At 49.6% G+C, this 14,752-nt stretch carries 13 protein-coding genes and 1 other annotated feature; of the genes, 8 read left to right on the top strand and 5 right to left on the bottom strand.

The window, feature by feature from the left end:
• Window positions 1–140: 140 nt before the first annotated feature.
• The 3 genes from BM200_RS14385 (at window position 141) to BM200_RS14395 (ending at window position 4,451) form a co-directional block, all read left to right on the top strand.
• A complete protein-coding gene (locus tag BM200_RS14385) occupies window positions 141–1,679 on the top strand; it encodes a stalk domain-containing protein (RefSeq protein ID WP_175532872.1) in 1,539 nt (512 codons plus the stop codon).
• A 124-nt stretch (window positions 1,680–1,803) separates the two neighbouring features.
• A complete protein-coding gene (locus BM200_RS14390; protein WP_091186632.1) occupies window positions 1,804–3,630 on the top strand; it encodes a B12-binding domain-containing radical SAM protein in 1,827 nt (608 codons plus the stop codon).
• Between the two features lie 143 nt (window positions 3,631–3,773).
• A complete protein-coding gene (locus tag BM200_RS14395) occupies window positions 3,774–4,451 on the top strand; it encodes a deoxynucleoside kinase (RefSeq protein WP_091186634.1) in 678 nt (225 codons plus the stop codon).
• Between the two features lie 46 nt (window positions 4,452–4,497).
• Here the strand turns inward: BM200_RS14395 and BM200_RS14400 are convergent, their stop codons facing one another.
• Together BM200_RS14400 and BM200_RS14405 are read right to left on the bottom strand one after the other, a co-directional pair.
• Window positions 4,498–5,739 carry an MFS transporter gene (locus BM200_RS14400; RefSeq protein ID WP_091186636.1) on the bottom strand — a complete coding sequence of 414 codons (1,242 nt, stop codon included), beginning with the start codon at window positions 5,737–5,739 and terminating at the stop codon, window positions 4,498–4,500.
• A gap of 23 nt (window positions 5,740–5,762) precedes the next feature.
• Window positions 5,763–6,761, bottom strand: a complete 999-nt coding sequence (locus tag BM200_RS14405; RefSeq protein ID WP_091186638.1) for an ROK family transcriptional regulator — start codon at window positions 6,759–6,761, stop codon at window positions 5,763–5,765.
• 472 nt (window positions 6,762–7,233) lie between these two features.
• On the opposite strand from BM200_RS14405, the gene BM200_RS14415 reads away from it, so the two are divergent.
• Window positions 7,234–7,413: a hypothetical protein gene (locus BM200_RS14415; RefSeq protein WP_091186643.1), complete on the top strand. Its 180-nt coding sequence runs from the start codon at window positions 7,234–7,236 to the stop codon at window positions 7,411–7,413.
• A gap of 116 nt (window positions 7,414–7,529) precedes the next feature.
• On the opposite strand, the gene mnmM is transcribed toward BM200_RS14415, so the two are convergent.
• Window positions 7,530–8,108 carry a tRNA 5-(aminomethyl)-2-thiouridylate-methyltransferase MnmM gene (gene mnmM, locus BM200_RS14420; protein ID WP_091186644.1) on the bottom strand — a complete coding sequence of 193 codons (579 nt, stop codon included), beginning with the start codon at window positions 8,106–8,108 and terminating at the stop codon, window positions 7,530–7,532.
• A gap of 1 nt (window position 8,109) precedes the next feature.
• Window positions 8,110–9,081, bottom strand: a complete 972-nt coding sequence (gene mnmL, locus BM200_RS14425) for a tRNA modification radical SAM protein MnmL/YtqA (protein WP_091186647.1) — start codon at window positions 9,079–9,081, stop codon at window positions 8,110–8,112.
• A 288-nt stretch (window positions 9,082–9,369) separates the two neighbouring features.
• Here mnmL and BM200_RS14430 point away from each other — a divergent pair, with 288 nt between their 5' ends.
• Both BM200_RS14430 and trmB read left to right on the top strand, forming a co-directional pair.
• Entirely contained in the window at window positions 9,370–9,576 is a 207-nt protein-coding gene (locus BM200_RS14430) for a hypothetical protein (RefSeq protein ID WP_091186649.1), read from the top strand.
• Between the two features lie 161 nt (window positions 9,577–9,737).
• Window positions 9,738–10,502, top strand: a complete 765-nt coding sequence (gene trmB / locus BM200_RS14435; RefSeq protein ID WP_091186653.1) for a tRNA (guanosine(46)-N7)-methyltransferase TrmB — start codon at window positions 9,738–9,740, stop codon at window positions 10,500–10,502.
• 384 nt (window positions 10,503–10,886) lie between these two features.
• On the opposite strand, the gene BM200_RS14440 is transcribed toward trmB, so the two are convergent.
• Window positions 10,887–11,450: a phosphatase PAP2 family protein gene (locus BM200_RS14440; RefSeq protein ID WP_091186655.1), complete on the bottom strand. Its 564-nt coding sequence runs from the start codon at window positions 11,448–11,450 to the stop codon at window positions 10,887–10,889.
• Window positions 11,451–11,723: 273 nt separating this feature from the next.
• Here BM200_RS14440 and BM200_RS14445 point away from each other — a divergent pair, with 273 nt between their 5' ends.
• Window positions 11,724–12,902, top strand: a complete 1,179-nt coding sequence (locus tag BM200_RS14445; RefSeq protein WP_091186657.1) for a glycosyltransferase family 4 protein — start codon at window positions 11,724–11,726, stop codon at window positions 12,900–12,902.
• Window positions 12,903–13,250: 348 nt separating this feature from the next.
• A complete protein-coding gene (locus tag BM200_RS14450) occupies window positions 13,251–14,489 on the top strand; it encodes a glycosyltransferase family 2 protein (RefSeq protein WP_091186660.1) in 1,239 nt (412 codons plus the stop codon).
• 77 nt (window positions 14,490–14,566) lie between these two features.
• Window positions 14,567–14,731: a sequence feature (ribosomal protein L20 leader region), on the top strand.
• Window positions 14,732–14,752: the final 21 nt, after the last annotated feature.

Raw genomic sequence — 14,752 nt, forward strand, 5'->3', positions numbered from 1 at the left:
TGTTGAGCCGATATAATATACGTTGGTATTATTACCCTATGAAACCATTTTCATAGACAAACGCAGGCAGATAGTGGTACGATTAATAAATCTATCATTATCACTGGTAATACAGTAAGAATTTGGGGGAAATGGTAAACGTGAAAAGAAATCTAGCTTATGCCTTGTTAAGCCCGCTGCTTGCAGCAGGCCTCTTGCTTTCTCCGCTGGCGGCGCCTCAGCATGCTGCAGCTGCTCCGGTCAAATTGGCTGCCACAGCCAAAACTTCGATTAGCGTCTATGTCGATGATAAGAAGCTATCTCTCTCCAAAGCTCCTTATACGAAAAATGGCGTAACCTACGTGCCGATGCGCGAGCTGTTTAAAGCCCTCGATGCTTCGGTAACATGGGAAGCCAAAGCACAAACGATCATTGTACGGAAAGACTTCACGTCCATTACGTTAACGATTGGCAATAAGACGGCTCTCATCAACGGGAAATCGGTGAAGCTGGATGGAGCGCCCGAGATTAAGAACAATACAACCTATGTTCCGGCCCGCTTTGTTGCCGAGTCGCTTGGCGGTACGGTGAAATGGGATAACGCAGGTCGTGCGGTGCGCATTACAACAGAAGAATATGAGTGGGAGAAGGAATACGAGCAGGTTCAGGAAGAGCTGAGCAATCGCCCGAAATATACACCAAAGCAAATCGTTGATATGTACGACGACAGCGTTGTAACGATTACGACGAATTTAGCTCTTGGCAGCGGCGTGGTTATTGACGACCGTTATATCCTGACGAATTATCATGTAATGCAGGATGCCTCTTCGGCAACGGCAATTACCGTTAATAACAAGGAGATCAAAGTGTCCGGCGTAGTCGCCTACAGCAAGGACAATGATCTCGCTATTATCCAGACAGACCGTTCGATCGGTGCAACGCCTGTTGAGGTAGGCTACGGCAGCCTGAACGTGAAAAAAGGCGATAAGGTTGTCGCGATCGGAAGCCCGCTTGGTCTTCAAAATACGGTCTCTGACGGATTAATCAGCGGCGTTGTATACATAGGCAGTACACGCTATATCCAGACGAGTGCTCCAATTGACCATGGCAGCTCCGGCGGTGCATTGTTTGATGAATACGGTGAGTTGATTGGCATTACATCCGGGGGGTATACCTCTCAGGCTGACTTAAACTTTGCCGTCTCGTCGCTCTATGGAGCGATTCTGATGGAGGATCTTCCTGCTAAGCCTGCAGATAACGTGAAATTCCTTGATCCAACACTGCCGGCAACTCTTGTCGGCGAATCGAATGACAAAATTGCGGCTCTGCTGAAAGAGCAGTTCAGCTCGCTTAATACGGACCAAGGAATGTTGGAACTGAGCAATTGGAAGGTTACTCGGGATTCGCAGGGCTGGCTCGTTATTACATCCGATATTGATCCGGTATTTTACACTTATTACGGCGGTCAGACCAAAGAGGAGCTTCGTACCTGGGCAATTAACCTGGCTTACGAGCTTCATCGCATGCTGCCAGGCGACAAGATCCAGTTCCAGATTTTCTTCGATCGTATATTTGGCTTCGAGCCGCGCGGCTTTGACTCCAGTGAAGTGAAGGCGCTCGGCAATGAGAAATGGCAAGTCCGCTTCCCGGTTCTGGATATGCAGTTTAAAGATCAGCTTTATATTGATGTAAGGGACTAATTCCTATTATACGAGAGGCTTACCGCGGGGAGATTTACGCTCCTTGCGGCAAGCCTCTTCTTTTTTACCCGTGTTTTCGGTACAATAGAAGTCATCTTGCATGAGAGTAGAAAGAGGTACCGTGATGAAAGTTGTGTTATCCACACTAAATGCCAAATATATTCATACCTCGCTCGCCCTGCGCTGCTTGAAAGCGTACAGCGGCGAGCAATTTGATATGGAGATTGCCGAGTATACGATTAAGGATCCGGTGATGAACATTGTTTCGGATATTTTCTCGCGTAATCCAGATGTCGTCGGCTTCTCCTGTTACATCTGGAATATTGAAGAGACCATTACCGTCATCAATATGCTGCGCAAAATTATGCCGGAAATTAAGATCGTCCTTGGAGGTCCCGAGGTAAGTTATGACACGGAATATTGGATGCAGCGGATTCCCGAGGTTGATTTTATCGTCGTTGGCGAAGGGGAAGAGACCTTCCATCATTTGCTGACGGAGATTGAAGGAGCGGGCAAGTACCATATGGTATTCGGTATTGCTTACCGCAAGCAGCGCGAGGACCGCGCAGACGTTCTTGTTAATCCGGGCCGTCCCAAGCTGGATCTAGCGACACTGCCATCACCGCACCGTTTCCAGGAGGATATTCCACATCTCGGCAGCCGGGTCGTTTATTTCGAGACAAGCCGCGGCTGTCCGTTCAGCTGCCAATTCTGCTTATCGAGTATTGAGGTTGGCGTCCGTTACTTCGATATGGAGCGGACGAAAGCCGATATTACGTATTTGATCGATTCCGGCGCGAAGCTGATCAAGTTTGTGGACCGTACGTTTAACATCAAGCGGGACTACGCTCTCGAGATGTTCAAATTCCTGATCGAGAACCACCGGGGCTGTGTCTTCCAGTTCGAGATTACGGCAGATATTATGCGACCTGAAGTGCTGGATTATTTGGCTGAGCATGCGCCGCCGGGCATCTTCCGCTTCGAGATTGGCGTGCAATCAACGAATGATCCGACGAATGAAGCGGTGCAGCGCCGCCAGAACTGGAAGAAGCTTGTCCGTACCGTCACGAAGGTGAAGGAGTCCGGCAAGATCGACCAGCATCTGGACTTGATCGCAGGCCTGCCGCTTGAGAATTACGATACATTCCGCGGCACGTTTAACGATGTATTCGAATTAGGGCCGGAAGAGCTGCAGCTCGGGTTCCTTAAGATGCTTCGCGGCACGGGCTTGCGCCTTGATGCTGAGAAGTGGGGTTATATTTATATGGATCATGCCCCTTACGAAATGCTCGGCAATGATCTGATGCCGTTCGGCGACATTGTGCGGATCAAGCGGGTGGAGGATGTGCTTGAGAAGTACTGGAATGCGCATCGGATGGACCGCACGCTGAACTATCTAATAAAAGAGGTATTCCCTTCGGCCTTTGATTTCTTCCAATCCTTCGGGGATTTCTGGGAAGGGAGAGGCTGGCAGAAGATCGGCCATCAGCTTGAGGATTTGTTCTCGCGGCTGTGGGCGTTCCTAGGCGAGTACAAAGCTGGTGCGGCATCCGAAGAAGTGGATAAGCTGGATCTTGATGTTGTACTTGGCCTCATGAAGTACGATTACTTCCTCAACCATAACTACAAGCCGCGAAAAACATGGTGGGAGTTCACCATGGACAAAACGGTATGGAGCACTTGGATGCGCCGTCTGATTGAGCATCCGGAGGAAGTATCGGAAGACTTTGCAGCGCTTGGCCTGAACGAGAAAGAACTGCACAAGCATACGGTTATCGAGATGATCCCGTTTGACCTGGAGCATTATCTGGCAACGGGCGAGATTAATAAAGATAAGCATACGCTGCTTGCTGTCCTGTACGCTCTGGCCTCCGGCGAGCGTCAGGCGAAGCCGACACCTAAGCCGTTTATGCTGAAAGTAAGCCGCGATGCATTGCCTGTAAGCTTGTAAAAGTATGGATAAGGCCGCCCTTTGTGGCGGCCTTTCATTGTTTAGCGCCGTTCGGCATTCCTTAGGGATATTAAACCATTGCTCACCGTTATCCATATGATACAATTAGAAGCTATGTGGAGTTTATAAAGGAGCTATTATTTATGGAACATTCTATTCCTTCTGACGCGCTGATTACCATAGCAGGTACGGTTGGAGTCGGCAAATCGACGTTAACCTCTGTTCTGGCCGAGCGCCTTGGCTTTCGCACATCGCTGGAGCAGGTTGATCATAATCCGTATCTGGAGAAGTTTTATCACGATTTTGAAAGATGGAGCTTTCATCTGCAAATTTATTTTTTGGCCGAGCGCTTTAAGGAGCAGAAAGCGATCTTTGAGGCAGGCGGAGGTTTTGTGCAGGACCGTTCCATCTATGAGGATACGGGCATCTTTGCGAAGATGCACGCGGATCAGGGGACGATGAGCGCAACGGATTATGAGACGTACACCAGCTTGTTCGAAGCCATGGTGATGACGCCGTATTTTCCGCATCCGGACGTTCTGATCTATCTGGAGGGCAGCCTGCCGTCCATTCTGAGCCGGATCGAGGCGCGCGGGCGGGAAATGGAAATTCAAACGGAACGCGCCTATTGGGAGCGGATGTATGAACGATATGCCGTCTGGATCGATGAGTTTACCGCATGCCCGGTGCTCCGGCTTAACATTGACGACTATGACGTCAATGACCCGGCATCGATGGATGGCATTATCGCGCAAATCGCGGAAGCAATCGGGGAATCGCGGCTGGCGAAAGCTCAAGCGGCTGCAGCTAGAGAACAATGATGTAATGGAAAAAAACTGCCGGACTCCGGCAGTTTTTTTGTGTTGTTCAGGATTTAATTGATTCGTCTGCGCTTATAACCGCCTGCGCTGTTTTGGCATTTGCATTTGGTTTGAGAAAGGCATTCAGCCGTTCAGAGAATAAGAGCATGGCTGCTGCGCACAGAACAATATAGAACGGGAAGATGCCGATGGTAAGGGAGGAAGCCAGTAATCCCAGAAGCGGCGGCATCAGCGTGCTGCCCGTATAAGCTACAGCCATTTGATACCCCATAATGGTTTGGGACTGTTTTTTTCCGAACCGCACTGGTGTCTCATGCAGCATACAGGGATAGATCGGAGCAAGACCAAACCCGACTATAATAAAACCAGCCAAAGTAAAGCCGTCGGGAAGCGGAAGGAAGAGCAGCAAAGCGCCGATTAGAGCAATCAGCTGACCGCCCCGGATCAGATTGCGATTGCTGACCTTAAAGGTGATAAAGCCAGTAATAAACCGTCCTGCCGTTATGCCTGCATAGTAGAGCGATACCCACTGAGCTGCCGTTGAAGCGGACACATTCTTCATGTTTACAAGGAAGCTGCTGCCCCAGAGGCCTACGGCAGCTTCAATTCCGCAGTACAGCATGAAGGAGACAAGAGCCAGCTTGACGCCCTTGATCTTCAGGGGATGCCTGGCAGCATCCTCTTCAGGCAGCTCATGGATTACATCTTCCTGCTCTGCTGTGGATGAAGCTTTGTGAATCTTGGCTACACGGTCCCATAACGGGAGGGTGAAGAACAAGATGACAACAAGCGCGCATTGGATGGCTGCCACGGTCAGATAGCCGTATCTCCAGGCGTTGTTTGTAATGAACTGGGCCATAATGACTGGACCAAGCGTAGCGCCTACACCCCAGAAGCAATGCAGCCAGCTCATATGATGCGCTTTGTAATGGGCGGCAACATAGTTGTTAAGGCCGGCATCAACCGCTCCTGCTCCCAGCCCTAACGGTATGGCACAGACAAGAAGCCAGATCAGGGACGGAGAAGTGGAATAGCCGAGCAAGGCACCGGCCGTCATAATACAGCTGACCAGGGTTACTCTTCCGGTGCCAAAGCGGCTAAGAATCGTACCGCTCGCCAGGCTGGAAACGATGGTTCCGGCCGCAATCGTCATATACAGGACACCTGCTGCACCAAGCGGAGCATGAAGCTCCGGCTGCATAACCGGCCATGCGGATCCGAGCAAGGAGTCGGGTAAGCCCAGGCTGATAAAAGCCAAATAAATAATGATCAAGAAGAACGTTGCCATGCGAATTCACCTGTTTCTTTTATTCATGTCGAAATCATAAGATCGAGACCCAGGCTTTGCAGCCCGTTCAGATAATCCTTTGTCATATCGCTGGCCATAAGCAGCGGAAGATGCTCCTTCGGAATATAATCGGCGCTCCGCTCCGATATTCTCTCAAGGAGCGAGGTATTAACCTCGGCATTATTAAAAATGATCGTATGGGGATTAATAATCGCCGTAAACGATGCGACCAGACGGCTGATGGCATCAAGCCGGCTCTCTCTGTCATTTTTTTGCATCGCCTGGTGGAAGTTGGATTGATCGTATTGGGGCACATAAGTAACCTCGCCTGAGAAGTAGGTGCTTCCCCTCACCACATCCCCGTTAATCATAATGCCGGCGCCGGGGCCAAATTGCCCGAAGTACAAATAGACGAGGGACGGATTATCCTTATGACCGCCATTCTTGTAATAGCCCAGGACGGCGGCATTCATATCGTTCTCGACCACAACCGGCAGAGCAAATCTCTCCTCCAGCTGCTCTTTCAGGTTGATATTCTGGAAATTCGGATAGTCCGGGATATGAATTATCCGTCCGTTATTAACCGCACCCGGAACACCAATTGCAATGGATTTGATTGTGGGATGGTTTTCAATAAGCTGCTCAATGTGCGTGGTCAGGCTGGGAACATCATTGATGAGCGCACTGGATGTTGTACCCTGCTCCTTGATCTCTCCTGCACAGTTAAAGATGGTATAACTCATATCCGATTTCTCGTAAAAGATCGCAAGCCCCAGCATAAACTCCGGGTTATACGCATAACGCTGCGCTCTTCGGCCGCCGCTTGAGTCATCTAGTCCAACGTTCAGGAGCTCGCCGGCTTCTTCCATTTGCGCGAGAAACTTGCTGATCGTGGGAAAGCTGATACCAAGCTTCTGGCTGAGCTCTGCCTTTGTGGCGCTTCCAAGCGTCAGCAGAGCAGACCGCAGGCCATGAAGAATGACATTTTTCATCTCTTTTGGTGTTGCGAGCAAATCACTCACGGTCGTATACAACTCCTCTACAGAGACTTATTAAACATGTTTAATAAGTTGGTTTGATCGTACCAGAAAATAATCCTTGGAGCAAGACGGGAGGCGAGAGAAAATGATTTACGCAGTTGACGGTTATGCGTGGCTTAGCGATGTATGACATCGTTAAGGAAGGGGAAGCAGCTAGTTTGTGAGCTTAACGATGCTGCCGATCGTCAAGGAGCGGCGTTGGGCGGGAAAGTGGCGGATTGAAGCCTGGGTTACACTTCCGGTGACGGCAAACAATCATATGGAACAAGCGCGGGCATGCAAGTTCAACGTTAAAATCCCCTTACAGAACACATATATTAAATCTATAAGTCCAAGGAAAACATATATTATTCTTATCATTATAACTCGCTTACTATGGATGTAGAAAGGATGAGGCTCTGAAATTAATAATCAACACGAGGTAAACCAAGCCTCGAATAAATGGGATGTTCTTATGCCGTACCATAATTACCATACTGCCGAGCTGCTGTACAAAATGCGCCAAGCCGAACTCAACCGGGCGATCCGCTCAGGGCTGTACGTCAAGCATGATGACGATTTTAATAAAACGCGCCGCAAACTCGCAGCTCCGCTGCTGCATATGATGAAGCCCCTCATGTGGAGAAAAAGATGATCAGCCGCGCATGTAAAAGGACCACCCCAGGTACGGACGGTCCTCCAATACTCTCTTCCATATTCATCATCAGCCAAGCAGAGCTTACCAAATGCCCGCCAATCAAGCTCCAGGCACTATCTCTTCTCCACAGCGATCAAATACGGCGCGGTGTCCCGTTGCGGCTGGCGGTACAGCACAGCCGCATATAATGCCCCGGGCAGGGAAGCTGCCCAGTCCTCGACAATCGCTGCCTCATCGGCTCCTCCCGGATGTCCCGGATACAGCGCGATCGTTACGATGCCGCCACGGCGCAGCAATGACAGAGCCGCATCCAGGGCGGCTACTGTAGTTGTCGGGACAGTAATGACTGACTCGTCGCCGCCCGGCAGATAGCCGAGATTGAACATCACGGCCGCAACCTTTCCCTGCGCGGAGGCACCGGCCGCCTCCGCCATTTTGGCGTGACTGACCAGATGCAGCTTCACTTCAGGAAGCTTGTCCGGATGTGCATAGGAGCGAAGGCGCTCCTGCGTGCGGTCCAGCGCCTCCTGCTGGATGTCAAAGGCGTGAACGATGCCGCGTGGTCCAACCAGCTCGGCGAGCGCAAGCGTATCTACACCTCCGCCGGCGGTCGCGTCAATGACCGTATCGCCGGGCTTAACACGTTCGGCGATCCATTTGTGTGCCATGCTGAGTATCGACAGGAATCCCATTTTACACCGCCCTCCAAAGCTTGCCTTGCCATGTGTTGCGGCGCTTCAGCTCGGCATCGATGGCGTTCAGGACAACCCATTTCTGCATGCTCCACATCGGTCCGACCAGAAGATCTTTGGGAGCATCTCCTGTGAGTCTCTGAATGATCATCTCGGGAGGCAGAAATTCGAGAGTATCAACGATCAGCTTCACATACTCATCAAGCTCGAGAAACCGGAGAAGTCCGGCTTCGTATTGCTTCACCATTGGTGTTTTGCGCATGAGATGGAGCAGGTGAATTTTGATGCCCTGCACGTCCATTTGTGCAACGGCGCGGCCTGTGTCGAGCATCATTTCATGGCTTTCCTGCGGCAGGCCATAAATAATATGCGCGCATACCCGGATGCCCCGCTCGCGAAGGCGGCGTACCGCATCCAGATAGCAGGCCGTATCATGAGCCCGGTTAATAAGCTGGGAAGTGGATTCATGCACCGTCTGAAGCCCCATCTCAATCCAGAGATATGTCCGCTCGTTCAGCTCCGCAAGATAGTCCACCACATCATCAGGCAGGCAATCCGGCCGGGTTGCGATGGACAAGCCAACAACGCCTGGCTGCTGCAAAATAACCTCGTAATATTCCCGCAGCTCTTCGACCGGCGCATACGTATTCGTATAAGCCTGGAAGTAACCGATATAATTCGCCTCTGGCCATTTCTGGTGCTGGCGGTCCTTGATTGTATTGAACTGTGTCACAAGATCGTCGCGCCTTCTGCCGGCGAAGTCACCGGAGCCGCGGGCGCTGCAGAAGGTGCAGCCGCCTGTCGCGATTGAGCCGTCGCGGTTCGGGCAGGTAAAGCCGGCATCCAGCATAACCTTAAAAACTTTTCCCCCGAACTGCTCGCGCATCTCGTAGTTCCATGTATGAAATCGTTTATCGCTCCACAGCATTGGCTGTTCTGGCGTCAATTGCGATGCATTTGCATTTGCTTTCATGCCGTTCTCCTTTTAAGCGGATAAGAATTGCATCCTTCATTTTATCGGAAAGCAGGGGCAAAAGCCACGTTGAATTACAGAGCTGTTGCAGGGCATTAGTTGACATGAGACGAGCTGGAAATTATTTCGCCGCCAGCAACATTTGGGCTTGCAAAACCTAACATGATCTGTTATATTAAAAGTGCGACAAATCAATGAAAAAACCTTACATGCTTAATTCGCAATGATCGTCATAAAACGTCGATAAACTGGTAATGCTGTAATAAAAAAATCGATGAGGTGATCTTAATGAGTCAACAAACAAGAATTCCGCATGGCGACGAGAAAGTAACAGTAGAATTAACAGTGAAAGAATTGATGGCGCTTTCAGGCATCCGGTTCCATAACAACCATCATATTGAAGTATCCGCGCGTAAGAAGCTGAACGAAGTGATTGAGAATACTTACCGCGATGTTCAAGCCGAAGGTCCAATTGATTATCAGCTGCTTGTTTAATCATTTCGCAGCGTTAGTATCCACACAAAACTAAAGCCTTGACGATTTCAGAATCGTTAAAGGCTTTTTCTTTTTGCCGTGATTGCGATTAGCATCTTTACAAGGCGGTGCAACTTGGGCACAATAAGGACTAGCATAATTAGTAGGAGGACCAGTACAAGATGCGTTTAAGAGGAAGAAAAGGAATCCGCGAATCGCTGGAGGCGCAGCCGGAGTTGGTTGTACTTGATGCGAAGCCGCTCAAAGGCAAATGGCGCGAGTTTTTCGGCAACGATAAGCCGATCCATGTGGAGCTTGGCATGGGGAAAGGCCGTTTTATCAGCAATATGAGCTTCCGTAATCCGGATAATAACTACATTGGTGTTGATATGTATGACGAGCTGATCCGCCGTGCAAGCGACAAAGCCCGCAACATTTGGGAGGAAAGCGGAGTAGAGGAGCCGCCGAATCTGGCGCTGCTTCGTGCCAACATCGAGCATATTGAAGAGATGTTTGAGCCGGGAGAGATCGAACGGATTTATCTGAATTTCAGCGATCCATGGCCAAAAAGCAAGCATGCCCGCCGCCGGCTGACGCATCCGCGCTTCCTGTTGAAGTATGCCCAACTGCTGAACGAACGCGGAGAGATTCATTTCAAGACCGATTCGGAATCCCTCTTCGAGTTCTCGCTCAACAGCTTTGCGGAAGTGGAGCTGCAGCTTCGCAATATCTCGCTTAATCTTCATAAGAATGGACCTCGCGAGGATCTTGTCTTTACCGAATACGAGATGAAGTTCATGGAGAAGGGCCAGCCAATCTTCCGCCTTGAAGCGGTTATCGGAGAAGCTGTTCTGCGTGAATACCGGGAAAACAAGCTGGAGAACTCGCGCCGCGAAGAAGCGGAAGCCGCGGCTGCCGGCCAGGACGAAGACGAATCAGCTGAATAAGTAAGCAATCAGTTAATAGCGCATATAAAATAACGGTGCAGGGAATATCCCTTGCACCGTTATTTTATAATTTTGGAGCATCCTATGTTGCTTCGCTCTACATTGGATTCCATCCAACATAATTCCCAATTGAAATGGTATTTGTCTGCCTACGTTGGAGTTGATGCACTATAAAGAGCATTATAGTTCTCAATATTTTCGTTTCTGAGAGGTTGTACGTTGGAGGAAATCCAGCCTGCAGCAGATTAAGAAGCATAAAAGAATAAATTTACCGGATTAACTCCAGCGTACGGCGCAGTGCTCCCGCTTTCCAGCCTTTTAGGCCGCTGAATAAAAAGAAGAGCTGTTCCACCGGTCATGACGACTTTAGGAGCAGCCCTTTTTCTAGAATAATGTAAGAGTCCAACCGTACTCCACCGTTAACGCCGTCAGCGTGCCGACAAGCGCGCCCGCACAAACATCCGACGGATAATGGAGTCCAAGATACATGCGGGACCATGCAACAGAAAGCGCAAGCACGACCGCGATTGGCATGATGACCGGGAACCATATTCCGCTTGCCCCGATAATCGGAATGATGAACGCGAAGACGGCTGTTGTATGTCCGGAAGGGAAGGAAGAGTCGACAAGCGGCTTTTTCCCCGTGTTAACCCCGTTTAACGCCTGATAAGGGCGAAGTCTTTTTAATTTTCGTTTCACGACATAAACAGGCAGATGACTTAAAAATACGGCAGTAAAACATTGCCAGCCTGTCATGCTCCATGGATTGGGTGCAAACATCGCAATAAGGAAAGAGCTGATGAGTGTAAAGGACGCTCCACCAACATGCGTCACTGTGCTTAGATATATCCCAAGACAACGGTGAAGCCTGCTTTGCGAACGGCGCTGATTCGCCCATAGGATCATTTGCAATTCCCGGGTTCGTAACCACCCTAGCATTCTTCTCATCCGTTTCCTCCTAAAAAGAATTGCGAAGCAATTCTTGCTTCGAAAGCATACGCTTAAAGAATTGCGAAGCAATTAGATTGCTTAATTCCCACACATTATAATCGATATTTGCTTATTATGGTTCAATTTATAAGCTTGTACAAGTTTTAAGTTTATACGAAGACAGCGGATTGCAAAAGATTAACTTATTTTTAAAATGACGTTAATTTTCCGCTAACAGACCTCCTGTAGAATGGAGCCGATCAAGGTTTCATTCCGAAGGAGGCGTTCTTCATGAGAGTTGCGCTTTTTACCGACACGTATGAACCTGATGTGAATGGCGTTGCACGCACGCTTGGCCGCTGGACCGATTATTTGAAGCGTCAAGGTGCCGAAGTGCTTGTCCTTGCCCCGGATTCCGCTTCCGGCAAGCCAAGCAGCAAAGGACCAAGCTCAGTAGAGCGCTTCGCAAGCCTGCCCTTCTTCTTATATCCCGAGTGCCGTCTGGCACTTCCTAACCCGATTCATATCCGCAGGGCGCTGAAGGAATTCCGTCCGACGATTATCCACGTGGCTACTCCGTTTAACCTGGGGCTTTGCGGCATCCATTATGCCCGCAAACTCCGTATTCCACTAGTTGCGTCCTACCATACCCATTTTGATCAATATTTGCCGTTTTACAATTTGCAATGGATGGCAAAGCTGTTATGGAGATATATGGAATGGTTTCACCATGATTGCCGCTCCATTTATGTGCCTTCCCGTTCCACTTACCAGGATTTGAAGGACAAAGGCTGGGATGCCGGCCGGCTTGAAATATGGAGCCGCGGCATTGATACGGATGCCTTTCATCCTTCCGTGAACCGGGAAGAGTGGCTCCAAAAGCATGGAATCGACAGCAGCCGATTTGTTGTGCTTTACGTTGGAAGGCTGGCTCCCGAGAAAAATGTCGATACCGCGTTAGATGCTTTTGCCGAATTCCGCCAAAATATATGCCAAGAAGCGGTTTTTGTCATAGCAGGTGACGGCCCTTCGTCAGATGCGCTGAAGGAACGCTGCCGCCGTGAAGGTATTGATGCCCGTTTTATCGGCTTTACAGCGATGCCGGATTTGCAGCAATGGTATGCTGCAGCTGATCTGTTCCTGTTCCCATCTGCGACGGAAACATTTGGCAATGTCGTGCTGGAGGCGATGTCCTGCGGTGCCCCGGTCATCTGCGCGGACAAGGGCGGCGTAACAGATTCCGTTCAGCATGGCGTTACGGGCTTGTTATGTGATCCCGAAAATCCCAGGTCATTTACGAATGCTATGGGGCTGCTCTACAGCAACCCTGAATTGCGCACCGCGCTTGCCGAGCAAGGCAGAATTTACAGTCAGAAGCAATCCTGGGATGCTATTTTCGACAAACTGGCTTCCAGTTTTGAACGTTATTCGATACCGGTTCAGCCACATATTCGTCACAAAGCAAAGTGATGGACCGGGAACATTGTATCAACTCTACACGTATGTATTGGACGTAAGGGCTAAAAATTCAGGAAATGGATGAAAATAAGGGCGATAGGACGCAAAAGGAGGTAATATAACCATCTGCTTGCTATGCAAGCGTTTTACTGGCTGGAAAACGGATAATGACGGGAAATAGAGGTTTTGACAAAGATAAGCAATGTGTGGAAAATCAAAAAGGTCTCACGAATCGCTTATACAAATAAAAAAGCGGCGTAAGAACACATGAGAGAAATGATAGTAAAGAGCCTGTCGGCGCCTGTAAGGGTGATCAGAACGGGCAATTAAAAAGGGGTCTCAAGGGGGCAGTACCGAAAAATGTTCAACACAATTATGCTAGTGTTCCAAGTCGTATTTGCATTGCTGGGCTTGTACCAACTGTTTTTGACTTGTTTTGGCTGGCACCGCAAGAAAGAAGATTTATCCCATCCGCCGCAAAAGACATTTGCCTTGCTGGTTGCGGCACATAACGAAGAGCAGGTTGTCGGGGCGCTTATTGAAAACCTGCTGAAGCTGAAATATCCGCGTGAGCTGTTTGACATTTTTGTCATCTGCGACAACTGCACGGACCGCACCGTCGATATTGTGAACAGCTATGAAGGCGTCTATGCCTGCGTGCGCAATAACAAGAACCAGCGGGGCAAGGGCTATGCCGTGGAATGGATGCTGAAAGAACTGTGGAAAATGCCTAAAAGCTATGACGGCGTTGCGATCTTTGATGCCGACAATCTGGTGGCGACAGACTTCTTGCAGTACATGAACAACGATTTGATTAACGGACATCAGGTTATTCAGGGCTATCTGGATACGAAAAACCCGAACGACTCGTGGATCAGCTCGGCAAATGCGATCAATTACTGGTTCTGTAACCGCCTTTGGCAGCTGCCGCGTACCAATCTGGGTCTTGCTAATTTCCTCGGAGGCACGGGCATGTGCTTTGACGCCAAGCTGCTGCAGGAAATGGGCTGGGGCGCAACGAGCCTTGTAGAAGATCTTGAATTTACTGTCCGTTGTATTCAACGGGGAATTTATCCGAAGTTTAATTTCGAAGCGAAAGTGTTCGACGAGAAGCCGATTACGTTCCAGGCATCGGCACGTCAGCGGCTGCGCTGGATGCAAGGACATTTCGACGTAACGCGCAAGTATATGCTGCCGCTCTTGTGGCAGGGTATTAAAGATCGCAGCATGACTAAGATTGACGCTGCGCTGTACGTATTCAACGCATATAACTACCTTGCCGGCTTCTTCATCGCGGCGATCATCTGGGGAGATGTGCTCCTCTTTGGCGGCAACAATGTGGAATCGGTCTATAACCTGCTGCCATTCTGGCTCAGCGTTCCGTACATGGCTTACGTGTTTATCCAAATTCCGCTCTCCATGTACATGGCGAAGGTGCCGTGGAAACTTTACCTGCGGATTCCGACATTCTTGTTGTTCACGTTGTCTTGGTGGCCCATTACGGTTCATGCGTTCTTCACGCAAAACAACAAGAAGTGGAGCCATACGCAGCATACGCGCGTTATTCGTCTCGAAGACGTGCAAAGCAAACAGCTGTAATAACACATGGTGAGATGGGTTGACACATATAAATCCACTGTGTTATAGTATGTCGGTAGCGTTTTTGACAAATATATTTGCACAAGCAGAAGCACCCGCTTCTCACCTTTCGGTTCAGCCGGCTGGTTCGCGATAATCGACTAAAAGCTTATCGAGTTACTTCCTTGGTGAAGATAACGAGGGCGGCCACAATGAACGGTTATACAATGCGGGTTCGTGCGAACCCGCATTTTTTATTTTGTAAACACACATAAACATCCTAT

It is taken from the genome of Paenibacillus catalpae, assembly GCF_900112695.1.
GTDB lineage: Bacteria > Bacillota > Bacilli > Paenibacillales > Paenibacillaceae > Pristimantibacillus > Pristimantibacillus catalpae.